Here is a 22,595-nt window from a genome sequence, read left to right on the forward strand (position 1 = left end):
GTCCTGATCGGACCGGGGCTCCCGTGACGCGCGTGCGGACTACAGCGTGAGCGCCCGCTGGATCAGCACCTGCTGCTCCTGAGCGTGACGCTTCGCCGACCCGGCGGCGGGCGACGCCGACGGCGGACGCGACACCACACCGAGCGGGCGCGGGCCGAGCTTCGACGTCTCGAGGATCATGAACGGCCAGGCGCCCTGGTTCTCCGGCTCGTCCTGCACCCAGACCAGTTCGGCGTTCGGGTACGAGTCGACGACCGCCTTCAGCTCGGCGGCGGGCAGCGGGTAGTACTGCTCCACCCGCACCAGTGCGATCTCCGGGTTGGGATTCTTCTCGAGCTCGTTGAGGAGGTCGTAGTAGAGCTTCCCGGCCATCAGCAGCACCCGCTTCACCGAGCCCTTGTCGCTGATGCGCGCATCGTCGATCACCGGCTCGAAGCGGCCATTGGTGAAGTCCTCCACGTTGCTCGCCGCGCCGCGCAGTCGCAGCATCGCCTTCGGGGTGAAGACGACGAGCGGCCGGCGCGGACGGGCGTACGCCTGGCGGCGCAGCAGGTGGAAGTACGACGCGGGCGTCGACGGACGCGCCACAGTCATGTTGTTCTCGGCGCACATCTGCAGGTAGCGCTCGATGCGGGCGCTGGAGTGGTCCGGTCCCTGTCCCTCGTAGCCGTGGGGGAGGAGCAGCACCAGCGACGAGCGCTGGCCCCACTTCTGCTCGGCGGAGGAGATGAACTCGTCGATGATCGTCTGGGCGCCGTTGGCGAAGTCGCCGAACTGCGCCTCCCACAGCACGAGGGCGTCCGCGCGCTCGACCGAGTAGCCGTACTCGAAGCCCATCGCCGCGTACTCACTGAGGAGCGAGTCGTAGATCCAGAACTTCGCCTGGTTGTCGCTGAGGTTCGCGAGCGGCAGCCACTCCTGGCCGTTGACCCGGTCGTGCAGCACCGCGTGGCGCTGGACGAAGGTGCCGCGGCGCGCATCCTGTCCGGCGAGGCGCACCGGGGTGCCCTCCACCAGCAGCGAGCCCAGGGCCAGCAACTCGCCGAAGCCCCAGTCGATGCCGCCGTTGCGGCTCATCTCGCTGCGCTTGTTGAGCAGCTGCTGCAGCTTCGGGTGGACGGTGAAGCCGGCAGGCGGGTTGTTGAACGCGTCGCCGATCATGCCGATGACCTGCTCGCTGACCGCCGTCGTCTCCGGCTCGCCGACGTTGTCGTTGGCGTCCGACTGCGCCGGCTTCTCCAGGTCCGCGGACTCGTCGGAGTCGAGCACCGGCGTGGAGTTCGTCTGAGCCGCGTGCGTCTCCATGAACGCGCGCTCGAGGCGGTCCTGGAAGTCGCGGTGCGCCTGCTCGTACTCCTCCTCGGTGATGTCGCCGCGGCCGACGAGCGCCTCGGTGTAGAGGCGGCGGACGGACCGCTTCGCCTCGATGAGGCTGTACATCAGCGGCTGGGTCATCGAGGGGTCGTCGCCCTCGTTGTGACCGCGGCGGCGGTAGCAGACGAGGTCGATGACGACATCGCGCTTGAACTCCTGGCGGTAGGCGAACGCGAGTTCCGCGACGCGGACGACGGCCTCGGGGTCGTCGCCGTTCACATGGAAGATCGGCGCCTGGATGGTCTTGGCCACGTCGGTCGAGTACACCGAGCTGCGGGCCTCGCCGGGAGGGGTCGTGAAGCCGACCTGGTTGTTGATGTTGACGTGGATGGTGCCGCCGGTGCGGTACGCCCGCAGCTGCGACATCTGCATGGTCTCGACCACGACGCCCTGACCTGCCATCGCCGCGTCGCCGTGGATGAGGATCGGCAGGGTCAGGAACGTGCCTGCGGGGCGGCGGTCCTGCTTCGCGCGGACGATGCCCTCCAGGACGCCGTCGACAGCCTCCAGGTGCGAGGGGTTCGCGGCCAGGTAGACAGGGATCTCCTCGCCGCCGGCACCCTTGAAGGTGCCTTCGGTGCCCAGGTGGTACTTGACGTCGCCGGAGCCCTGGACGGTCCGCGGGTCCTGCGTCCCCTCGAACTCGCGGAAGATCTGACCGTAGGTCTTGCCCGCGATGTTGGTGAGGACGTTGAGGCGGCCGCGGTGCGCCATCCCGATGGCGACCTCGTCCATCCCGGCCTCCGCAGCGCCCTGCAGGATGGAGTCGAGCAGCGCGATCGTGGACTCGCCGCCCTCCAGGCTGAAGCGCTTCTGGCCGACGTACTTGGTCTGAAGGAAGGTCTCGAACGCCTCGGCCTCGTTGAGCTTGCCGAGGATGCGCAGCTGCTCGTCGTGTGTCGGCTTCTCGTACGGCCGCTCCAGCTTGTCCTGGAACCACTTGCGCTGAGCCGGGTCCTGGATGTGCATGTACTCGATGCCGACGGTGCGGCAGTAGGAGTCGCGCAGCACGCCGAGGATGTCGCGCAGCTTCATCTTGCGCTTGTCGCCGCCGAACTGGCCGGTGACGAACTCACGGTCGAGGTCCCAGAAGGTGAGGCCGTGGCTCTCGATCTCGAGGTCGGGGTGCGACCGCTGCTTGTACTCGAGCGGGTCGATGTCGGCCATCAGGTGGCCGCGCACGCGGAACGAGTTGATCAGCTCCTGGACACGGGCCGTCTTGTCGACGGCGCTGGCCAGGTCGACGCTGATGTCCGGGTTCCAGTGGATCGGCATGTAGGGGATGCGCAGCTCGGCGAAGATGTCCTCGTAGAAGTTGCGCTTCCCGATCAGCATCTCGTGCACGATCTTGAGGAACTCGCCCGAGCCGGCGCCCTGGATGACGCGGTGGTCGTAGGTGCTGGTCAGCGTGATCGTCTTGCCGATCGCGAGGCCGGCGAGTGTCTTCTCGCTGGAGCCCTGGAACTCGGCCGGGTACTCGAGGGCGCCGGCGCCGATGATGCAGCCCTGCCCCTTCATGAGACGCGGGACCGAGTGGACGGTGCCGATGCCGCCCGGGTTCGTGAGCGAGAGCGTGGTGCCCGCGAAGTCGCCGGCGGCGAGCTTGTTGTTGCGGGCCTTGCTGACGAGCTCCTCGTACGCGGCGAGGTACTCGCCGAAGCGCATGGTGTCGGCCCGCTTGATGCTCGGGACGAGCAGAGCGCGCGTGCCGTCGGGCTTCGGGATGTCGATCGCGATGCCGAGGTTGATGTGCGCCGGGGCCACCACGGAGGGCTTCCCGTCGACCTCGTCGTAGTAGACGTTCTGGCTCGGGAACTCCTTGAGCGCCTGGATGAGCGCCCAGCCGATGAGGTGGGTGAAGGAGACCTTGCCGCCGCGGGCGCGCTTCAGGTGGTTGTTGATGACGATGCGGTTGTCGATCATCAGCTTCGCCGGGATGGTGCGGACGCTGGTCGCGGTCGGCACCGTGAGCGACGCATCCATGTTGGTGGCGAGCGTCTTGGACATGCCGCGCAGCGGGGTGACCTTGTCCTCTTCGGCGGCCTCGACGGTCGCGTTCGGGGCGGTCACCGGGGCGTCGGCGGGAACCGGCTGCGGCTTGGGCGCGACCGAGGTCGTGCGGGCGACGGGCTGCTGTCCGATCACCGGGATGGGCGTGGTGACGGGCTTCGGCTCGTTCGGGTGCGGAGCCGGGGCACCGCCCGCCGGGGGAGCCGGTGTCGACGGCTCGGACGGGCCGGGCGCCGTCGGCTCCGACGGGGTCGGGACCGTCGGCTCGGCCGGGCTCGGGGCCGTCGGCTCCGACGGGGACGGGATGGTGGGCTCCGACGGCGTCTCCGTGGGGGTCTCACCGGGCGACGGGATCGATTCGTCCTTCACCGCCGGGTGGTAGTTCTCGAGGATGGGCCACCACGACCTGTCGACCGAGTTCTTGTCGTGCACGAACTGCTCGTACAGCTCGTCCACCAGCCATTCGTTGGCTCCGAATTCGCCCGCGGCGCCGTCTTCGGTCCCTACTCCGGTCAATTGGCTCGACACAGCCGATCGCCCACTCTCTCCATCGATTTCGTCGTGACCGGGCGGCCTGTCACCGCCCGCTTCCATCCGATCCTCAAGCCTAATCCCATCGGTACTCGCGTGCGGGCGCTCAGCCGAGCGGGATAGCGTTATTCCCATGCAGTTCTATGGAACATCGCCGCGCCACGATCTCACCTACTCGGATGTCTTCCTCGTGCCGTCGCGGTCGAACGTCACGAGCCGTCTCGACGTGTCCCTCGCCCCCAACGACGGCACCGGCGCGACCATCCCGATCGTGTCCGCGAACATGAACTCGGTCACCGGGAAGCGGCTCGCCGCCACCCTCGCCCGTCGCGGCGGTCTCGGCGTCCTCCCGCAGGACATGCACCTGCAGGACCTCGACGAGGCGATCCGCTGGGTGAAGGCGCAGCCGGTGATGTTCGACACCCCGTACGAGGCCCACCCGGATGAGAGCGTCGCCGACGTGCTCCGCCGCATCCCGGCCGTCGAAGGGCACGGCATCGTCGTCACCGGCGACGACGGCGCGTACCTCGGCTGCCTTGCGGCCGTCCAGCTCGGGTCGGCGCTCGCCGACGCGCGGGTCGGCGACCTGCTGCACGGCGCCCTGACCTCGCTCGACGCGGAGGACCTCTCCGACGGGCGCGCGGCGTTCCAGGTGATGGATGCGGCCGGCATCGACTTCGCGCCGGTCCTCGACCACGGCCGCGTCGTCGGAACGCTGTCGAAGCGCAGCGCCCTCCGCTCCACCATCTACACGCCGGCGCTGGATGCGCACGGCCGGCTCCGCGTCGCCGCGGCGGTCGGCATCAACGGCGACGTGGCCGGCAAGGCGAAGGCGCTCGCCGCAGCGGGCGTCGACGTGCTCGTCATCGACACGGCGCACGGCGACCAGGACGGCATGATCCGCGCGATCCGCACCGTCAAGGAGCTGGGTCTCGGCCTGCCGATCGTCGCGGGGAACGTCGTCACCGAGCAGGCCGTCCGCGACCTCGTCGCGGCGGGCGCCGACATCCTGAAGGTCGGCGTCGGCCCCGGCGCGATGTGCACGACGCGCATGATGACCGCCGTCGGCCGCCCGCAGTTCTCCGCGGTGCTCGAGACCAGCGCCGCCGCGCGCGAGCTCGGGGCGCACGTCTGGGCGGACGGCGGTGTGCGCTACCCCCGCGACGTCGCGCTGGCGCTCGCCGCCGGTGGCGCATCCGTCATGATCGGCTCCTGGTTCGCCGGGACGATCGAGGCGCCCGGAATGCTCGACCGCGACGCGAACGGCGGCCTCTACAAGGAGAGCTGGGGCATGGCGTCCACGAAGGCGGTGAAGGGCCGGTTCGAGCGACTCGACGCCTACGAGCTCGCCCGCAAGGAGCTCTTCGCCGAGGGCATCTCGAGCTCGCGCATCTACCTGGACCCGCTGCGGCCGTCCGTCGAGGATCTGCTGGACATGATCACGACCGGTGTGCGCAGCTCGTTCACGTACGCCGGCGCGCGCACCCTCGCGCAGTTCCACGAGCGTGCGCTGGTCGGCATCCAGTCCGCCGCCGGCTACGAGGAGGGCAAGGCGCTCCCCGTCAGCTGGTAGCCCCCGGCGCCTCCCCCCCCACCCCCCCACCGTCGAGTACGCACAAACTGCACGCCGAGCGTGTGGCTGGCGTGCAGTTTGTGCGTACTCGACGGAGGGTCGGAGGGTCGGAGGCCGGAGGGTCAGTTGGAGCGGGAGCGGACCAGTGCAGTGATCGCCGCACCGACGACCGCGAGAACCGCGGTGCCCAGGAACAGCAGGAGGAATCCGCCGGCGGCGGCGTCGGACCCGCTGCTTCCCGCGTCCAACAGCGTGGAGGTGCGGGCGGAGGCGATGCCGCCGAGGACGGCGAGGCCGAGCGCGCCGCCGATCTGCTGCGCGGTGTTGACCAGACCGCTGGCGAGGCCGGACTCCGACTCCGGCACACCACGGACGGCGAGCTGGGTGACAGTGACGAAGGAGGCGCCCAGACCGAGACCGATCACGATGCTCGGCAGGATGAACCCGGCGATGAATCCGGTGCTCCCGGCGAGGGCGAACCACACGACCCCGGCGGCGAGCACGACGAGCGCACCGGCGAGCGTCGTGCGCAGGCCCACCCGGGCGACGACGGCCGGGATCACACCGGCGATCGCGACGAGCGCGATGGCGAGGGGCAGCTGGCTGAGTCCGGCGGACAGCGCATCCAGGTGCAGCACCTCCTGCAGGTAGACCGAGAGCGCGAAGAACAGCGCGACCGTGGCGCCGCCGACCAGCAGCATCACGATGTCGCCGGCGAGGGCGTCGCGATTGCGGAAGAAGGAGAACGGCAGCAGGGGGTGGGCGGTACGGCGTTCGATCAGCACGAACGCGGTGAGGAGGACGACCGCGGCGGCAGCGAGCCCCAGGACGATCGGGTTGGTCCAGCCGAGCGCGCCGCCCTCGCTGAGGGCCGCGACGGCCGCCGCGAGTCCGAGCGTCGCGGTCGCGGCTCCCGCCGCATCCATCCGCTCGGCATCGCCGGCCGGGTCGCGGTTGATGAGGAACGGGATGACAGCGAGCACGAGGATGCCGACGGGCACGTTCACGAAGAAGACTGCGGACCAGCCGAAGGCCGCGGTGAGGACACCGCCGAGCAGGACGCCGGCCGCGCTGCCCATCCCGGCCACCGCACCCCAGAGGCCCAGTGCCTTCCCGCGCGCCTCGGCGTCGGGGAAGAGCTGCGTGAGGAGAGCGAGGGATGCGGGCGCCAGCAGGGCGGCGAACGCGCCCTGCACGGCCCGTGCCCCCAGGAGCATGGTGCCGTTCACGGCGAGACCGGCCGCGAGCGACGCCAGTGCGAAGCCGGCGACGCCGATGAGGAAGACCCGGCGGTGCCCGAACCGGTCGGCGAGACGTCCGCCGAGCAGGAGGAGACCGCCGAAGGGCAGGACGTAGGCGGTCACCACCCAGGCGAGCGCCGCGGTGTCGAGACCGAGGGCGGTGCCGACGGTCGGCAGTGCGATGTTGACGATGGATGCGTCCAGCACCACCAGGAACTGTGCGAGGGCGAGCACGCTGAGTGCCCACCAGCGGTGCGTGCTGCGGGGAGTGGTCGCGGCGGCAGGTGCCGCTGCGGTGGCGAGAGACGTTTCCATGGGACTGTCCTTTCGTTGTGAGTGATCGATCAATCACTCTTGGGAGCCGGGTGATGGCGGTGGGGTCGAAGGGGGGATCAGGGGTGCTGGATGCCGTTCGTGAGCGTTCGTGCCCATTCCTCGGGCACGTCCTCCAGGCCCGCTGTGACCACCAGGTGGCACAGCTGCCCGTAGGCGATGAAGCGCTGGACAGCGTCGGGCTCTGCGCCCGATCGGATCGTGGCGAAGCGGGTGATCCGAGCGAGTCCGCGCCGGAGCGCCTCCCGGATCTCCGGGACGTCCGAAGCGGACTGGGCGTGCACCTGCAGCATCAGGAGCGAGCGGTCTCCGATGAGCTCCGCGTACGCGTCGCCCATCCGGTCGAGGACCACCGTCGGCGTCTCGCCGTCGGCGCTCCGGGCGCCGGACTCCAGCGCGTTCTCGATCCGCTCGAAGCAGCGCTCCAGCGCAGCCACGAACAGACCCTCCTTGCTCGGGAAGAGCTTGAAGACGTATGCCGGGGAGATGTCCGCGTCCTTGGCGACCGCCGCGATGGGGGTGCCCAGGTAACCGCCGACGGCGAAGACGGCGATGGCGCTGTCGAGCACCGCCTCGCGGCGGTCGTCTGCGGTGGAGAGCGTTCGTGCCATGTGAGTGACTGTACACTCACTCTGTCGACGAGGTCAAGAAGTTTGTGGGGGAGAGCCGGCTCAGGTGCGCCGGGTCGCGTCCTGGACCTCGCCGACGAGCTCCTCGATGATGTCCTCCAGGAACAGCACTCCGGCGGTGGCGCCCTCCGCGTCGACGACCCGGGCCAGGTGGCTGCCGGACCGGCGCATGGTGGGCAGGGCGTCCTCCAGGTCGCTGCCGGCGAAGACGGTCACCAGGCGACGGATGCGCTTGGCCGGCACGGGGAGCTCGAAGCCGGTCTCCTCCAGGTCGAGCACGTCCTTGAGGTGCAGGTAGCCGGTCGGCTCGCCGTCGGCGTCCGGGACGACGTAGCGCGAGAAACCGTGCTTGGCGACGGCCTTCTCCACGTCGGCGGGAGTCGGGGCGGACGGAAGGGTCACGAGCGCGTCGAGCGCGACCGCGACATCCCGCACCTTCTTCTCGGTGAACTCGAATGCCGCCGTCAGGGCGCCGGTGCGGTCCGTCAGCACGCCCTCACGGGTCGACTGCGACACGATCGTCGCGACCTCATCGAGGGTGAACGTGCTGGCCGCCTCGTCCTTCGGCTCCACCCGGAACAGGCGCAGCACCGCGTTCGCCGTCGCGTTCAGGGCGACGATGATCGGGCGGACGGCACGGCCGATGCCGACGAGCGGCGGAGCCAGCAGCAGCGCGGCCTTGTCGGGCATCGAGAACGAGATGTTCTTCGGGACCATCTCGCCGAACACGACGTGCAGGAACGACACGACGATCAGCGCGACGATGAACGCGATGGTGCCGATGACCTCCTCGGACCACCCGGTCGCGTGCAGGGGCACCTCCAACAGGTGGTGGATCGCCGGCTCCGAGACGTTCAGGATCAGCAGCGAGCACACGGTGATGCCGAGCTGCGTCGTGGCGAGCATCAGCGTCGCGTGCTCCATGGCGTACAGAGCGGTCTTGGCGCTGCGCTTCCCGCGCTCCGCCAGGGGCTCGATCTGGGAGCGGCGTGCGGAGATCACCGCGAACTCGGCACCGACGAAGAAGGCGTTGACGGCGAGCAGCACGACCAGCCAGGCGATTCCGGCCCAGTCACTCATGAGCCGCCCCCTCTCCGTTCATGCCCTCGGTGACGGGCACCGGATCGGGCGTGTAGCGGATGCGGTCGACCCGGCGGCCGTCCAGGCGCTCGACGCGCAGGGTGCCGCCGTCGATCACGACCTCGTCGCCGACCTTCGGCAGCCGGCCGAGCTCGTTCATGACGAAGCCGGCGACGGTCTCGTACGGCCCCTCCTCGGGGACGGTGACGCCGGCGCGCTCCTCCAGCTCGTCCGGGCGCAGGATGCCGGGGAAGGTGATCGAGTCACGCCCGCGGATGACGCCCGCGCGCGTGCGGTCGTGCTCGTCCGCCACCTCGCCGACGATCTCCTCGACGAGGTCCTCCAGCGTCGCGATGCCGGAGGTGCCGCCGTACTCGTCGACGACGACCGCGAGCTGGTAGCCGCGGGCGCGCAGCTCGCCGAGCAGCGTGTCGAGACCCATCGTCTCGGGAACGCGCAGCGGGTCGGTCATCAGCGCGGAAGCGGGCACACGCGAGCGTCGCTGCCGCGGGACGGCGACCGCCTGCTTGACGTGGACGACGCCGAGCACGTCGTCGATGTCGTCGCCGATCACCGGGAACCGCGAGTATCCGGTCTTTCTCGCCAGCTCGCTGACCGCCTGGGCCGGATCGGTGCGCTGCACCGCTTCGATACGGGGCCGGGGTGTCATCACATCCGAGGCGGTGCGGCTCGAGAAGGCCAGCGTGCGGCTGAGCAGGGTGGCGGTGTCCTCCTCGAGGACGCCGGCGCTCGCCGACCGGCGCACCAGCGACGACAGCTCGTCGGCCGTGCGCGCACCGGACAGCTCCTCCTTCGGCTCGATGCCGAGCAGACGGAGGATCCCGTTCGCGGTGCCGTTCAGCAGGGCGACGAACGGCCGGAACACCGTCGTGAACACCGTCTGGAACGGGATCACCAGCTTGGCCGTCGCGAGCGGAAGGGCGAGGGCGAAGTTCTTGGGCACGAGTTCGCCGAGGATCATCGAGAGCAGCGTCGCGACGGCGATCGCCACGACGGACGCGATCGGCGTGACGGTGCCCTCCGGCAGCCCGGTCGCCGTGAGCGGTCCGCGCAGCAGCGAGCTGATGGCCGGCTCCATCGTGTAACCGGTGAGCAGCGTTGTCAGCGTGATGCCGAGCTGTGCGCTCGACAGGTGCGTCGAGGTGATCTTCAGCGCGGCGATGGTCATGCTGAGGCGCGACTCGCCCCGCTCGCGACGTGCCTCCAGGTCACCGCGATCGAGGTTGACGAGGGCGAACTCGCTGGCGACGAAGAGCCCGGTCCCGACCGTCAGCAGCAGGCCGACGGCGAGCATGATCCACTCATAGAGCACGGCCGTCACCTCGCTCGCATCCCAGCGGGCTCGACACGGGCAACGGGCTGGCAGAGGGAGGGTCGTCCATTTGCCCGCCAGTATATCGAGGCGGAGAGCGCTGGAGCCGGGGTTTCCGGGGCGGATTCCCAGGCGGCGTAGACCCGCGATTCCAGTGGCCCCGAACGCGTCGCACGCGCGTATGGTGCCGCCTGGATGAAGGAGGATCCCCATGTTGGAGTCTTATGTGACGTACTCCGTCCTTCCTGCTTCCGACCTGCAGCGGGCCATCGAGTGGTACCGCGACAAGCTGGAACTCGAACCGGAGCGGACGACCGAGGGCGGTGTGCTGTACGGCACCGGGTCTGAGGCGAAGATCTTCGTGTATGAGACCGGGAACGCCGGCACCGCACAGAACACGGCGATGTGCTGGCTGACGCCGGACATCGAGGCCACGATGGCCCACCTGAGGGAGCGGGGAGTCACGTTCGCGGACTACGACTTCCCCGGTCTGCACACCGAGAACGGGATCGCGACGGACGACATGGGCCGGTCGGCGTGGTTCCAGGACAGCGAGGGCAACTACCTCTGCCTGACAGAACCGGCCTGACCGCCGACGCAACGACCGGCGCGAACGCCGGCGCGCAGCTCAGCGCCAGCGCGCGCGGAGGTACTGCGGCGGCCAGTAGCCGATCTCGACGCCGAGCTCGTGAGCGGCCCGCAGCGGGAAGTGCGGGTCGCGCAGGAGTTCGCGCGCCAGCATGACCGCGTCCGCCTGGCCGCTCTCCACGATCTCCGCCGCCTGCTGCGGCGAGGTGATGAGCCCGACCGCGCTCACATCCACGTCGGACGTGCTGCGCACGTGGTGGGCGAACGGCACCTGGTAGCCAGGGCTGAGCGGGATGCGGATGCCGGCCTGGATGCCGCCGCTGGAGATGTCGAAGAAGTCGGCTCCGGCCTCTTCGGCCCACGCGGCCACTGTCGCGGTCTGGTCCTCGTCCCATCCGCCCTCGGTCCAGTCGCTCGCGGAGAAGCGGACGAAGAGGGGCGCGTCCGGCGCCTCCTCGCGGACGGCCGCGATGATGCGAAGGAGCAGCCGTGCACGGTTCTCCAGCGATCCGCCGTACTCGTCGGTCCGCCGGTTGGAGATCGGGGAGAGGAACTGGTGCAGCAGGTAGCCATGTGCCGCGTGCAGCTCGATCACCCGGAAGCCCGCCTCGACCGACCGGCGCGCGGCCGAGCGGAAGTCGTCCACGATCGTGTCGAGACCGGCCGCATCCAGCTCGTCGGGAGTGTCGAGCCCGTCGAAAGCGATGGGAGACGGTGCGACCGTCCGCCAGCCGCCTTCCGCCTCGGGCACGGAGCCGGTGCGGCCCTCGAAGCCCCACGCCGGCCACGACGACGCCTTGCGGCCGGCATGCCCCAGCTGGATGCCGGGAACGGCGCCCTGACTCTCGATGAACGCGGTGATCGGCTTCCAGGCGTCCCGCTGCTCGTCCGTCCAGATGCCGGTGTCGCGCGGGCTGATCCGCCCCTCCGGGTTGACCGCGGTGGCCTCGGTGAAGACGATGCCGCTGCCGCCGGTCGCGAACGATCCCAGGTGGATCAGGTGCCAGGTGCCGGGGACGCCCGACTGGTCGAGCACCGAGTACTGGCACATCGGCGAGGTCCAGATGCGGTTGCGGGCGGTGACGCCGCGCAGGGTCAGGGGATCGAAGAGAGAGGGCATACCTCCATCTAAGCGCCGAGACCTTCCAGATATGCCCGGAGGCCGCTCGGCGATGTGAACACGTGTCCGGAGATCCCGAGCGCTTCGGCGCCGCGGACGTTCGCCTCCTTGTTGTCGATGAAGACCGTCTGCTCCGGCGTCACCCCGAGTTCGGAGAGGACGTGCTGGAAGATCTCCGGGCTGGGCTTGATCGTGCCGAGCTCTCCGCTGACGAACACCTTCTCGAACAGGTCGCCGAGGGTCCCGTGACGGAAGTAGGAGCCGAAGTCGCGGCCGGCGTTCGAGAGCAGCGCCATCCGCGTACCGCCCTCCTTGAGGTCGAGCAGGACCTGGAGGGTGTCGTGGTCGATCGTCAGCCAGCTCCGGAAGTCGGCGAGCCACAGCCGGTGGATCTTCGCGTCGCCCCAGTTCTCGCCGAGCTCGCGCTCGATGCCGCGCCAGTACGACTGGATGCTCAGTGTGCCCTGGTCGAGCGCATCCCGGTGTCGCCAGTACGCCGGCCAGAACACGTGCGGGTCGCCGCCTGCGAGTTCGGTCAGGGCGGCGCGGTCCTCGTCGGACGGGGTCACCGAGATGACCTCGCCGTAGTCGAACACGATCACCTTTCCGGGGATGCTGATCGCCATGCTCACAACCTATCGTGAGGTCGGTAGGGGTTCGATGGGCCTGGGCCGGTGTGCGGCCGACAGGAGTGACGACGGGAGGCGCCGATGACCGACTGGCAGAGCTGGGACGAACGGGATGCCGCGGCATGGATCGCCGTGCCGCAGGAGTCGAGTGACAAGTATTCGCGCGGTGTCCTCGGGGTGGTGACCGGATCCGACCGCTACCCCGGCGCGGCGGTGCTCGGGGTGGAGGGCGCTTCGCGCACCGGTGTCGGCATGATCCGCTACCTCGGCGCCGACCGCCCGGCCGAGCAGGTGATGCGCCGCCGACCGGAGGTCGTGACCGCCCCCGGACGCGTGCAGGGCTGGCTGATCGGCTCCGGCATGGATGCGGCCAGCCGTCCAGCGGACGACGCGCAGCGCCTGCGTTCGGCCCTCCGCGACGGGACGCCGCTCGTGATCGACGCGGGAGCGCTCGACCTCGTCGGTCGCGCCTCCGCGCCGGTCGTCGTCACGCCGCACTTCCGCGAGTTGGCGACGGTGCTCGCCGCCGGGGCGGACGACGACTCGGATGCGGTGACCGCCGACGACATCGCGGCCGACCCGGCCGGCTGGACCATCCGTGCCGCCGAGAGCCTGGGCGTGACCGTCCTGCTCAAAGGACACACGACGTACGTCGCGGCGCCCGGTGGGCCGCGGTACGCCGTCACCGCCGGTCCTGCCTGGCTTGCGACGGCCGGGAGCGGAGACGTGCTGGGCGGCGTGCTGGGCGCCCTCGTGGCGACGCATGCCCGCGAGATCGACGAGGACGGCCACACGGCGCTCGCCGCGCTCGCCGCGACCGCCGCGTGGGTGCACGGTCGGGCGGGGGAGCGGGCGTCCGACGGCGGGCCGATCGTCGCGCTCGACATCGTTGGGGAGCTCCCCGGGGTGGTGCGCGAGCTGGTGCGGGCGGCGGGCTGAGAGACCGCGCAGCGCGGTTCAGGAAGGCGCCCATCGCATCCCCTAGGATGTGGCGCTATGGGGATGGATGCGGTGCCGCTGAGCGCCGCGCCGACCCCTCGGGCACAGCCCGGCCTGCTGCAGCGGGTGGCCTACAGCCCGCTGTCGCTGTGGATCGCCTTTCTCGCCGTCCACCTGATCATCAGCGGCCTCGCCCTCGACCAGGGCAAGGGCCTCGGCGACGTCTTCCTCGTCTACAAACCCTGGGCCCAGCTCGCGGCGCAGGGCACCCAGATCGTCGGCGTCGACTCCGACTGGGTGTATCCCTTCGGCGCGATCGTGCCGGTCATGCTGCCGCTGCTGTTCGGCGCGGACGGCTATGTCTGGGCGTGGCTCAACATGGTGCTGCTGCTGAACGCGGCGGCCTTCGCCGTGCTGATCGTCGGCCGCGAGCCGCGCCGCCTGATCGCGGCCTGGTGGTGGCTGGCCTTCCTGCTCCTGCTGGGGCCGATCGCCGTCGGGCGCCTGGACTCGGTCTCGGCGTCGCTGGCGATCGTCGGGCTGCTCTGGCTGACGCTGCACGAGCGCGCCGCGGTCGTGGTGCTGACGGCGGCGACGTGGATCAAGGTCTGGCCGGCCGCCATCCTGCTCGCGGCCGTCGTCGCTCTGCGGTCCCGCTGGCACATCGTGCTCGTCGCCGTGACCACCTCACTCGTGATCGCGGCGGTGCCGCTGATCTTCGGCGCAGGGTGGCACATCCTGAGCTTTATCACCATGCAGACCGATCGCGGCCTGCAGATCGAGGCGCCGGTCAGCACGTTCTGGATGTGGCAGGCCGCCTTCCACGTGCCGGGTGCGGAGGTCTACTACGACCGCCAGCTGCTCACGTTCCAGGTCAGCGGTCAGGGGACCGCCGCGGCCGGCGCGCTCATGAACCCGCTGTTCGCGGCGACCGCGATCGTCGTTCTGCTGATCGGCGTCCGGGCGTACCGGAGGGGCACCCCGTACACGCGCATCCTCCCGGAGCTGTCGCTCGCTCTGGTGACCGCATTCATCGCCTTCAACAAGGTCGGCTCGCCGCAGTACGTCGTGTGGCTGGCCGCACCGGTCGTCATCGGGTTGGTCTATCAGGGCCGGGGGTTCCGCATCCCGGCGCTCCTGGTGTTGGTCACCGCGGGGCTCACCCAGGTCTTCTATCCCTTCCTGTACGACTGGCTGCTCGTGCCGGACCCGGGGATGGTCGCCGTGCTGACCGTGCGCAACGTCATGTACTTCGTGATACTGGGGTGGACCGTTGCGGCGCTCTGGCGCCGGCGTCACCGCCAGGAGGCGGCCGGCGACCTGGTTCCGGCCCACGCGTGGCCGTTCCGCTCGGCCCCGGGAGCGCATCCCGAGCCGGTCGGCGGAAGCGCACGCTGAAAGAAGGAGGAAGACATGCTGGTGGCGTTCTCTGTCGCGCCGAGCGGCGGTGAGGGAGCGGACGCGTCGGTGCACGACGCGGTCGCCGCGGCCGTGCGCGTGGTGCGCGAGTCGGGCCTCCCGAACCGTACGGACGCGATGTTCACGACGATCGAGGGGGAGTGGGACGAGGTCTTCGACGTCGTCCGCCGTGCCACCGAAGCGGTCGGCCGGTACGGGTCGCGGGTCTCCCTCGTGCTGAAGGCGGACATCCGTCCCGGGTACTCCGGCGAGCTCGACGGCAAGGTCCAGCGGCTCGAGGCCGCGCTGGAGCGAGGCGACTGACGTGGATGTCGACACCCTCCTGCTCCTGCTCTTCGGCCTGTTCGTGCAGTTCGGACCCTTCCTGATCATCGTCGCGGTGCTGGTGGGCGGCGTCCTGCTGGGCTGCGTCGTCGTCGCCATCGTCGGCGCGGTGCGGGCCGGGGTGTCGAAGCCCGAGGAGACCCGCGACGTGGATGTCGCCCAGTTCTTCGAGGAGCAGACGGCCGCCGCCGGCGACCGCCGCGCCTAGCCTCCTCCTCCTTCTCCTCCTCCTCCGCCTCCTCTCCCGCGGTCGCGACATTCGTGCCGAATGTGCGCTTTGCGCCGCGCATTCCGCACTTTCGTGCCGAATGCGCGAGGGGGACCGCCGCGGGTCGAAACGATTCGATATAGGCTGGTGCGGTGACCCCGCTTATCGACGGGCCGACGAAGCTGTCGTCGGCCCGTATCCGTCTTGCGCTGCTGGCGCTCGCCCTCGGTGGATTCGGCATCGGATCGACCGAGTTCGTCGCGATGGGCCTGCTGCCCAACATCGCGCACGATCTGCTGCCGCAGCTGTACGCCGCCTCGCCGACCGACGCCAACGCGAAGGCCGGCTGGATCATCTCGGCGTACGCGCTCGGCGTGGTCGTCGGCGCGCCGACGATCGCGGCGGTCGCCGCGCGCTGGCCGCGTAAGAAGCTGCTGCTCTGGCTGCTCGTGGCGTTCACCGTCGGCACTCTCGCCTCGGCGGTCGCCCCCACGTTCCAACTCGTGATGCTCGCGCGCTTCATCTCTGCGCTGCCTCACGGCGCCTACTTCGGCATCGCATCCCTTGTCGCCGCCTCGCTGATGGGGCCGGGCAAGCGCGGGCGCGGGGTCGCCTTCGTGCTGTCGGGCCTGACGATCGCCAACGTGATCGGCGTTCCGACGATCACCTGGATCGGCCAGCACAGTGGATGGCGCATCGCCTACCTCGTCGTCGCCGCGATCTTCGCGCTGACGTTCGTCGCCGTCGCGCTGCTGGTGCCCTGGCAGGCGGGCGACGCCAAGGCGACCATGAAGAACGAGCTGCGGGCGTTCACCCGGCTGCAGGTGTGGCTCGCGCTGCTCATCGGCGCTGTCGGCTTCGGCGGCTTCTTCGCCGTGTACACGTACATCGCGCCCATCGTCACGACGATCACCGGGATGCCCGAGTCGACTGTTCCGCTGGTCCTCGTGCTCGCCGGCCTCGGAATGACGGTCGGCAACATCCTCGGCGGGCGTGCGGCCGACCACAGCGTCCCGCGCAGCATGCTGCTGTTCTTCGCGATCCTGCTGGTCGGCCTTGCGGCCCTCTGGCTGACCGCATCCACCATCCCCGGCCTGCTGATCTCGGTGTTCGTCGTGTCCGGAGCGTGCTCGGCGCTCTCGCCGACCATCCAGACCCGGCTCATGGATGTGGCGCGCGACAGCCAGTCGATCGCCGCGGCGCTCAACCACTCGGCGCTCAACATCGCGAACGCCGCCGGAGCGTTCTTCGGCGGCCTGACGATCGCGGCCGGTCTGGGTTACCTGTCGCCGGTCGTCGTCGGCGGACTGCTCGCTCTCGGCGGCATCGCGCTGGCGCTGATCTCGTTCGGCATCGACCGCTCGCGCATCCGGCGCGGTGTCGCCACCGGTTCGGTCGCGGCTCAGCGGCCGGAGCGGACCCCGGTCTCCGCGCCCGTCGACTGACGGACGCGGGTTCCGTCAGTCGTTCTGCAGCAGGATGCCGTCTTGGATGGCGCGCTTGCGCAGGGCGACCTTGGTGCCGACGTCGTAGCCCGCCACGCGGTACTTCTCGCGGATGCGCTTGAGGTAGCTCTTCGCAGTCTCGTCCGAGATGCCCAGCTGGAAGGCGACCGCCTTGACCGGCTCACCGGCGCCGTAGAGCGCCATGACGCGACGCTCCTGCGCGCTCAGCTTGGGGGCGCCGCCGACCTCGCCGGCGTTGAGCGCCAGGTCGAGTTCGGCCGAGATGAACGACTCGCCCTTGCGGGCGGCTCGGATCGCCTCGACGATCATCTCCGCATCCTCGCTCTTCACCAGGTAGCCCATCGCTCCGGCGGCCAGCGCCTCCCGGACCACCGCGGGCTCCGAGTAGGTGCTCATCAGCACCGTGGCGACACCGGTCGTCTTGAGCGTCGAGAGCTTCAGCGAGATCGGGATGTTGTCCTTGAGGTCGAGGTCGAGGAGGACGACGTCCACCGGGAACTCGGGATGCGTCAGCAGCTCCGGCCAGCTCGCGACGGCTGCGACCATGCTGATGTCGTCCGCTGCACTGCGGATCCACTCGGTCAGTGCTCCCAGCAGCATCTTGTGGTCGTCGACGATCGCGATCCGGATCGGGGGTTCCTCGGCCATGGGGTGCCTCTCTCTGTATCGAACCAGCTGGGTCAGACCAGCTCGGCTGATGTGTCGCTCACCGTCGTGATCTCGATGCGCAGGGTCGAACCCGAGAACGACTCGACGTAGCGGCCCACTTTACGGATAGCTTGCCATGCCGCGGGGTCTACCCCGTTTCGCGGCACACCGCTGGTCGAGATCACGATAGCCATTGTGGCCCCAGGATTCGCCGTTCTCGGGTAGGTGCCGACCGGTCGTGTCAGATCGAGCGTCAGCGTCCGCGGCTGGCCGGCCCCGCTGCGGACCGGGTCGCTGATGAGCAGCCAGACCGCGGTGAGGAGGCCGTCGCGTTGCTCGCGGTTGAGGCCGGCGGCGAGACCGTCCGGGTCGGTCAGCGTCACCGACGGCCCGAGGAGGGCGGACTCGGTGACGGCGTGGTACAGCCACGTCTCCCGGCGGCCCTGGATGAGGTGGAGGCGCAGCTCCGTCGCGATCGAGGCCGCGGCGTCGGCGGTGTCCTCGTCGAGCGGCAGCGCCGTGCGGCCCGTGGCGACGCCGTCGAGCAGGCGCTCGGCGGCGAGATCGAGACGGGCGAGCTCTTCGGAGGCCAGCATCCCGATGGCGTAGCCGGGGGAGACCACGGTGCTCTGCACCTGGACGAGGTCGAGCTCCAGCTGCACCAGTGTGCGGAGCGACCGCACGATCTGCACGCCGACGAGCGGAGGCGCGACCGCGATGGCGACCGTGACCAGACCCGGGCCGAGGAGCTGCAGGTTCGGCAGCGACCGCCAGATCTCGACGACGGCGAGCACAACCCCCAGCACCGCCGTGGCGAGGACGATGTCGCGCGCCGGGCGCACCGGAACGCACAGCAGCAGCGTCGGGCCGACTGCGGCGGCCGCCGTCAGGGGGACGATGGCCCCGCCGATCGGCCAGGTGCCCGCGATGTCCAGCGCCACAGCGGCGGCCCAGACGCCCAACGCACCGAGGAAGAGCCACGACGGCAGCTCGTCGGGCAGCCGGAAACGGAGGACGAGGGCGGCCACGAGGGTCACGGCGACGAGCACCCAGGCGGTCACGGTGAAGCCCAGCAGCGGGTACTCGGCGATGTTCAGGCCGAACAGCGTGAGCAGGAATGCGATGAAGGCGACCGTCGCCACGTTGAAGCCGAGGTCGAGGCGTGCGCGGCCGAGCGCATCCCGCTCGTCCCCGGCGGCGCCGCGCGCCAACGGGCTGCGGGGAACGGTCCGCTCGTCGACCCGGGTCACTTCGGCACCTCCAGCACGACGGTCGTCCCGCTGCCGGGCGACGAGAACAGGCGGGCGTTGCCGCCAACATCGCGGAGGCGCGCCACGATCGACTCGGTGAAGCCCAGCCTCCCGGTGTCGATGGAGGCGACGTCGAACCCCTTGCCGGCGTCCGTCACCATGGCGCGCACGTTCGTCTCGTCGTCCGTGATCGTCACGTGCGCCTCGAGAACGCCCGAATGCCTGCGTACGTTCTCCAGGCACTCGCCGAGGGCGAGGAGGAACGCGTCGAGCACGTCGCTGGGGAGCAGCACCTGACCGGCGCCGTGCCAGTTCACCTCGAGCCCCATGCGGCGGAAGCGCTGCTTCACCGACTCGAGCGTGTTGCCCAGCGTGGACTCCTCGACCGGCTTGAGCTTGTAGTCGCCGGACCGGGCCGGGTCGGGCGTGAAGCCGAGCCGCAGCTGCCGGAGGAGAGCCGCATCCTCGGCGGCCTGCTCGCGGAGGGCGCCGTGGCTGACGCCGACACCGGAGTGCGCGAGGAGCGTGAGGGTCGCCAGCACCGTGTCGTGCAGCAGCCGCGCGCTCTGGCGACGGCGGGCCTCCGTCTCGCTCGCCTGGCGCTCGACCCGGTAGGCGCGGCTCATCGTCGAGATGCGCTTGAGGGTCCGCGGGACGGTGCGTGACAGCCAGACGCCGGTGGCGGTCAGGGCGATCCACCCGGTCATCGTGAACACGAGCGTCTCGACCATGCGGGACTGGGTCACCCCGAGCGTGACGCCCTGCGCGGTCACCGTCACGGCCGCGGCCGCCACCAGCAGCACGAGCCGGCTGCGGGAGCTCACGCCGACAACGCACACGCACGCGACCGATGCCGCGCCGATCACGCTGACAGCGCTGATCGCGGACGGCCCGAGGGCGGTTCCCGGCAGCAGGTGGATGAGGATGAGCGCGACGCCCGCGACCACGATGACCCACATCCACAGGGTCAGTCGCAGCAAGCCGGCCAACTGCCACTGCGCGTAGCCGAGGCACACGATGAGCACCAGCGACGCCAGGTACAGGGGGAGCGGAAGCGAGCCCGGGATGCTCAGGCAGAAGAGCGCTGTGACCGTGGCCGTCAGCCCGACGGTGCGGGCCGTCGCAGCGAGGAGTCGATCACGCTCCTTCTGGATGCGCGACATGCCCCTCCGTCCTCCGTCACACGTCGAGCAGCCGCCTCAGCTGGGCGCTGACGGCGTCGTCCTCGATCAGGAACCCGTCGTGGCCGAAGTCCGACCGGATCACCACTGGAACTCTACCGTCCAGCGTGACCGGAACATGGTAGGCGATCTGCTCCTGTCCCTCGACCGGGAACAGGCGGTCGCTGTCGATGCCGACGACGAGGGTGCGCGCCGTCACCCGCGACAGCGCTGCGGCGAGGCCACCGCGCCCGCGTCCGACGTCGTGGGAGTTCATCGCCTCCACCAGCGTGATGTAGCTGTTCGCGTCGAAGCGGCGCGTGAACTTGTTGCCGTGGAAGTCGAGGTACGACTCGACGGCGAACCGTCCGCCGCCGCCGAGCGGGCTGATCTCGCTCTGCCATGCCCTCTGGAAGCGCTCGTTCAGCTCGGACGGGCTGCGGTAGTTCAGCAGAGCCATCCGCCGGGCGAGCGCGAGCCCGCGGTGCGGACCGTCGCCGTCCTCCGCGTCGTAGTACTGGCCGCCGCGGAACAGCGGATCGGTGCGCACCGCCTCGATCTGGACCGAGTTGAGGGCGATCTGGTCGGCGGTCGAATACGGGGGAGCGGCGATCACCGCGAGCCGCTCGACGCGCTCCGGGAACATGACCGCCCACTCCAGCGCCTGCATCCCGCCCATCGAGCCGCCGACGACCGCAGCCCAGCGGTCCAGCCCGATGGCGTCCGCGAGAGCGGCCTGCGCGGCGACCTGGTCGCGGATGGTCGTGAACGGGAAGCGGGCGCCCCACTCGGCGCCGTCCGGGGCGAGGGAGGCGGGACCGGTCGTGCCCTGGCAGCCGCCCAGCATGTTCGGCGCCACGACGTACCAGCGGTCGGTGTCGATCGCCTTGCCGGGGCCGATGATGCCCTGCCACCAGCCGGCCGTGCGGTGTCCGCGGCCGGCGGGCCCGACCGCGTGCGAGTCACCCGTCAGGGCGTGCAGCACAAGCACGGCGTTGTCGCGCTCCGGCGACAGCGTGCCCCAGGTCTCGTAGGCGACCCGGACGAACGGGAGGGTCTCGCCGCTCTCGAAGGAGAACGCGCCGATCCCGGCGAACTGCCGGTCGCCGGCCGGATCGGACTCCTTCCAGGCGCCGCTCGCCGGCGGCTTCCCGAGCAGCGTCCTCGCCTGCGCCTCCGTGATGAAACTCGACGGCGCCGTGTCGGCGGATGTCTGCCACTCCATACCGCTCATTCTCCCGGACGTCGCGCTCCGCCCTCGCTCTGTTACGCCGCGCACTCCCGCCCACCGTCGAGTACGCAAAAACTGCACGCGAAACCGGAGTCTCGCGTGCAGTTTTTGCGTACTCGACGGTGCGCGCCGAGCGGAGGGGCGGAGGGTTACGCGCGGGCGGCCTCGGCGACGGAGCGCGCGGCGGCGAGACCCGCGGAGAGGTCCGCCTTCAGGTCGTCGACGTTCTCCAGACCCACCGAGAGGCGGACGAGGCCCGGGGTGACGCCGGCGGTCAGCTGCTGCTCGGGCGTGAGCTGCGAGTGCGTGGTCGACGCCGGGTGGATGACGAGGCTGCGGACGTCGCCGATGTTCGCCAGGTGGCTGAACAGCGAGAGGTTGTCGACGAGGGCAGCGCCCGCATCCACACCGCCCTTGAGCTCGAACGAGAGCACCGCGCCGACACCCTTCGGGGCGTACTTGTTGGCCGTCGCGTACCACGGGCTGGTCGGCAGACCCGAGTAGTTGACCGACGCGACATCGGGGTGCGACTCGAGGAACTCGGCGATCTCCTGCGCGTTCTGCGTGTGACGCTCGACGCGGAGCGACAGCGTCTCGATGCCCTGGATGAGCTGCCAGGCGCTCGCCGGTGCGATCGCCGCACCGAGGTCGCGGAGCAGCTGCACGCGCGCCTTGATGATGTAGGCGAGGGCGTCTCCGACCGCTGCGGTGTAGCTGGCGCCGTGGTACGACGGGTCCGGCTCGGTGAGGCCCGGGAACTTCTCGACGTTCTTCGACCACTCGAACGAGCCGCCGTCGACGATGATGCCGCCGATGACCGTGCCGTGACCGCCGAGGAATTTGGTCGCCGAGTGGACGACGATGTCGGCGCCGTGCTCGAACGGGCGGATCAGGTACGGAGTCGCGATCGTGTTGTCGACGATCAGCGGGACGCCCGCCTCGTGCGCGACCTCGGCGACGAGGGCGATGTCGAGGATGTTGATCTTCGGGTTGCCGATGGTCTCGGCGAAGAACAGCTTGGTGTTCGGGCGGACCGCGCGACGCCACTCCTCGGCGTCGTCCTGGTTCTCGACGAAGGTGGTCTCGATGCCGAGCTTCGCGAGCGTGTACTTGAACAGGTTGTACGTGCCGCCGTAGATCGAGCTGGAGGAGACGATGTGGTCGCCCGCCTGCGCGATGTTCAGCACCGCGAAGGTCTCAGCGGCCTGACCGGAGGCGACGAGGAGGGCGCCGGTGCCCCCTTCGAGCGCGGCGACGCGCTCCTCGACGACCGCCTGGGTCGGGTTCTGGATGCGGGTGTAGATGTTGCCGAACTCGGCGAGGGCGAACAGGTTCTTCGCGTGCTCCGCGTTGTTGAACACGTACGACGTGGTCTGGTAGATCGGGGTCGCGCGGGCGTTGGTCACCGGGTCGGGAGCAGCGCCGGAGTGGATCTGCTTGGTTTCGAACTGCCAGTCTGCGGCGTCGGTCATGGCGTCTCTCCTTCGGGTCTGTGAGCGCATGATGCGC

General features: G+C 70.1%; 19 protein-coding genes. 7 read left to right on the forward strand and 12 right to left on the reverse strand.

Translation table 11 applies throughout. From position 1 onward, the window contains the following. Window positions 1-39: 39 nt before the first annotated feature. A complete protein-coding gene (locus AXZ95_RS06060; RefSeq protein WP_026307086.1) occupies window positions 40-3,912 on the reverse strand; it encodes a multifunctional oxoglutarate decarboxylase/oxoglutarate dehydrogenase thiamine pyrophosphate-binding subunit/dihydrolipoyllysine-residue succinyltransferase subunit in 3,873 nt (1,290 codons plus the stop codon). A 136-nt stretch (window positions 3,913-4,048) separates the two neighbouring features. Here AXZ95_RS06060 and AXZ95_RS06065 point away from each other — a divergent pair, with 136 nt between their 5' ends. Next, the gene (locus AXZ95_RS06065) at window positions 4,049-5,488 is read left to right on the forward strand and encodes a GuaB1 family IMP dehydrogenase-related protein (protein WP_018190126.1); all 1,440 of its coding nucleotides are present in this window, start codon (window positions 4,049-4,051) and stop codon (window positions 5,486-5,488) included. A 122-nt stretch (window positions 5,489-5,610) separates the two neighbouring features. On the opposite strand, the gene AXZ95_RS06070 is transcribed toward AXZ95_RS06065, so the two are convergent. The 4 genes from AXZ95_RS06070 to AXZ95_RS06085 form a co-directional block, all read right to left on the reverse strand. Next, window positions 5,611-7,044 (reverse strand): DHA2 family efflux MFS transporter permease subunit, encoded by a 1,434-nt coding sequence (locus AXZ95_RS06070; RefSeq protein WP_018190127.1) that lies wholly within the window; start codon window positions 7,042-7,044, stop codon window positions 5,611-5,613. 77 nt (window positions 7,045-7,121) lie between these two features. Beyond that, on the reverse strand, window positions 7,122-7,673 hold the full coding sequence (locus AXZ95_RS06075) for a TetR/AcrR family transcriptional regulator (protein WP_018190128.1): 552 nt from the start codon (window positions 7,671-7,673) through the stop codon (window positions 7,122-7,124). Window positions 7,674-7,733: 60 nt separating this feature from the next. Further along, entirely contained in the window at window positions 7,734-8,771 is a 1,038-nt protein-coding gene (locus AXZ95_RS06080; protein ID WP_018190129.1) for a hemolysin family protein, read from the reverse strand. Beyond that, on the reverse strand, window positions 8,764-10,086 hold the full coding sequence (locus AXZ95_RS06085) for a hemolysin family protein (protein WP_043742227.1): 1,323 nt from the start codon (window positions 10,084-10,086) through the stop codon (window positions 8,764-8,766). The genes AXZ95_RS06080 and AXZ95_RS06085 overlap by 8 nt, the downstream gene beginning before the upstream one ends. A 229-nt stretch (window positions 10,087-10,315) precedes the next feature. Here AXZ95_RS06085 and AXZ95_RS06090 point away from each other — a divergent pair, with 229 nt between their 5' ends. Beyond that, window positions 10,316-10,693, forward strand: coding sequence for a VOC family protein (locus AXZ95_RS06090; RefSeq protein ID WP_018190131.1), 378 nt, complete (start codon window positions 10,316-10,318; stop codon window positions 10,691-10,693). 39 nt (window positions 10,694-10,732) lie between these two features. Here the strand turns inward: AXZ95_RS06090 and AXZ95_RS06095 are convergent, their stop codons facing one another. After that, window positions 10,733-11,812, reverse strand: a complete 1,080-nt coding sequence (locus AXZ95_RS06095; RefSeq protein WP_018190132.1) for an NADH:flavin oxidoreductase/NADH oxidase — start codon at window positions 11,810-11,812, stop codon at window positions 10,733-10,735. An 8-nt stretch (window positions 11,813-11,820) separates the two neighbouring features. Continuing rightward, the gene (locus tag AXZ95_RS06100) at window positions 11,821-12,438 is read right to left on the reverse strand and encodes an HAD family phosphatase (RefSeq protein WP_018190133.1); all 618 of its coding nucleotides are present in this window, start codon (window positions 12,436-12,438) and stop codon (window positions 11,821-11,823) included. 84 nt (window positions 12,439-12,522) lie between these two features. Here AXZ95_RS06100 and AXZ95_RS06105 point away from each other — a divergent pair, with 84 nt between their 5' ends. The 5 genes from AXZ95_RS06105 (at window position 12,523) to AXZ95_RS06125 (ending at window position 16,776) form a co-directional block, all read left to right on the forward strand. Beyond that, window positions 12,523-13,380 carry an ADP/ATP-dependent (S)-NAD(P)H-hydrate dehydratase gene (locus tag AXZ95_RS06105; protein ID WP_018190134.1) on the forward strand — a complete coding sequence of 286 codons (858 nt, stop codon included), beginning with the start codon at window positions 12,523-12,525 and terminating at the stop codon, window positions 13,378-13,380. Between the two features lie 57 nt (window positions 13,381-13,437). Then, window positions 13,438-14,778 carry a glycosyltransferase 87 family protein gene (locus AXZ95_RS06110; protein ID WP_018190135.1) on the forward strand — a complete coding sequence of 447 codons (1,341 nt, stop codon included), beginning with the start codon at window positions 13,438-13,440 and terminating at the stop codon, window positions 14,776-14,778. Between the two features lie 15 nt (window positions 14,779-14,793). Continuing rightward, on the forward strand, window positions 14,794-15,102 hold the full coding sequence (locus AXZ95_RS06115; protein WP_018190136.1) for a thiamine-binding protein: 309 nt from the start codon (window positions 14,794-14,796) through the stop codon (window positions 15,100-15,102). Between the two features lies 1 nt (window position 15,103). After that, window positions 15,104-15,331, forward strand: a complete 228-nt coding sequence (locus AXZ95_RS06120; RefSeq protein ID WP_018190137.1) for a hypothetical protein — start codon at window positions 15,104-15,106, stop codon at window positions 15,329-15,331. Between the two features lie 152 nt (window positions 15,332-15,483). Further along, window positions 15,484-16,776 (forward strand): MFS transporter, encoded by a 1,293-nt coding sequence (locus AXZ95_RS06125; RefSeq protein WP_018190138.1) that lies wholly within the window; start codon window positions 15,484-15,486, stop codon window positions 16,774-16,776. A 15-nt stretch (window positions 16,777-16,791) separates the two neighbouring features. Here AXZ95_RS06125 and AXZ95_RS06130 read toward each other — a convergent pair whose 3' ends face one another. The 5 genes from AXZ95_RS06130 to AXZ95_RS06150 form a co-directional block, all read right to left on the reverse strand. Further along, a complete protein-coding gene (locus AXZ95_RS06130; RefSeq protein ID WP_018190139.1) occupies window positions 16,792-17,445 on the reverse strand; it encodes a response regulator transcription factor in 654 nt (217 codons plus the stop codon). A 32-nt stretch (window positions 17,446-17,477) separates the two neighbouring features. Beyond that, complete coding sequence (locus AXZ95_RS06135; RefSeq protein ID WP_018190140.1) at window positions 17,478-18,695, reverse strand: hypothetical protein; 1,218 nt, start codon at window positions 18,693-18,695, stop codon at window positions 17,478-17,480. Further along, window positions 18,692-19,858, reverse strand: a complete 1,167-nt coding sequence (locus tag AXZ95_RS06140; protein ID WP_018190141.1) for an ATP-binding protein — start codon at window positions 19,856-19,858, stop codon at window positions 18,692-18,694. Before AXZ95_RS06140 ends, AXZ95_RS06135 begins: the two co-directional genes overlap by 4 nt. 16 nt (window positions 19,859-19,874) lie before the next feature. After that, window positions 19,875-21,080: a homoserine O-acetyltransferase gene (locus AXZ95_RS06145; protein WP_018190142.1), complete on the reverse strand. Its 1,206-nt coding sequence runs from the start codon at window positions 21,078-21,080 to the stop codon at window positions 19,875-19,877. A gap of 155 nt (window positions 21,081-21,235) precedes the next feature. Beyond that, complete coding sequence (locus AXZ95_RS06150; RefSeq protein ID WP_018190143.1) at window positions 21,236-22,558, reverse strand: bifunctional o-acetylhomoserine/o-acetylserine sulfhydrylase; 1,323 nt, start codon at window positions 22,556-22,558, stop codon at window positions 21,236-21,238. Window positions 22,559-22,595: the final 37 nt, after the last annotated feature.

The organism is Leifsonia sp. 115AMFTsu3.1, from assembly GCF_004362795.1.
Taxonomy (GTDB): domain Bacteria; phylum Actinomycetota; class Actinomycetes; order Actinomycetales; family Microbacteriaceae; genus Leifsonia.

Coding starts and splice junctions, on each gene's coding strand:
- AXZ95_RS06100 (WP_018190133.1), bottom strand. CDS start 12,438: ATGGCGATCAGCATCCCCGGAAAGGTGATCGTGTTCGACTACGGCGAG.
- AXZ95_RS06085 (WP_043742227.1), bottom strand. CDS start 10,086: ATGCTCGCCGTCGGCCTGCTGCTGACGGTCGGGACCGGGCTCTTCGTC.
- AXZ95_RS06105 (WP_018190134.1), top strand. CDS start 12,523: ATGACCGACTGGCAGAGCTGGGACGAACGGGATGCCGCGGCATGGATC.
- AXZ95_RS06070 (WP_018190127.1), bottom strand. CDS start 7,044: ATGGAAACGTCTCTCGCCACCGCAGCGGCACCTGCCGCCGCGACCACT.
- AXZ95_RS06080 (WP_018190129.1), bottom strand. CDS start 8,771: ATGAGTGACTGGGCCGGAATCGCCTGGCTGGTCGTGCTGCTCGCCGTC.
- AXZ95_RS06110 (WP_018190135.1), top strand. CDS start 13,438: ATGGGGATGGATGCGGTGCCGCTGAGCGCCGCGCCGACCCCTCGGGCA.
- AXZ95_RS06145 (WP_018190142.1), bottom strand. CDS start 21,080: ATGGAGTGGCAGACATCCGCCGACACGGCGCCGTCGAGTTTCATCACG.
- AXZ95_RS06075 (WP_018190128.1), bottom strand. CDS start 7,673: ATGGCACGAACGCTCTCCACCGCAGACGACCGCCGCGAGGCGGTGCTC.
- AXZ95_RS06150 (WP_018190143.1), bottom strand. CDS start 22,558: ATGACCGACGCCGCAGACTGGCAGTTCGAAACCAAGCAGATCCACTCC.
- AXZ95_RS06115 (WP_018190136.1), top strand. CDS start 14,794: ATGCTGGTGGCGTTCTCTGTCGCGCCGAGCGGCGGTGAGGGAGCGGAC.
- AXZ95_RS06065 (WP_018190126.1), top strand. CDS start 4,049: ATGCAGTTCTATGGAACATCGCCGCGCCACGATCTCACCTACTCGGAT.
- AXZ95_RS06095 (WP_018190132.1), bottom strand. CDS start 11,812: ATGCCCTCTCTCTTCGATCCCCTGACCCTGCGCGGCGTCACCGCCCGC.
- AXZ95_RS06130 (WP_018190139.1), bottom strand. CDS start 17,445: ATGGCCGAGGAACCCCCGATCCGGATCGCGATCGTCGACGACCACAAG.
- AXZ95_RS06090 (WP_018190131.1), top strand. CDS start 10,316: ATGTTGGAGTCTTATGTGACGTACTCCGTCCTTCCTGCTTCCGACCTG.
- AXZ95_RS06140 (WP_018190141.1), bottom strand. CDS start 19,858: ATGTCGCGCATCCAGAAGGAGCGTGATCGACTCCTCGCTGCGACGGCC.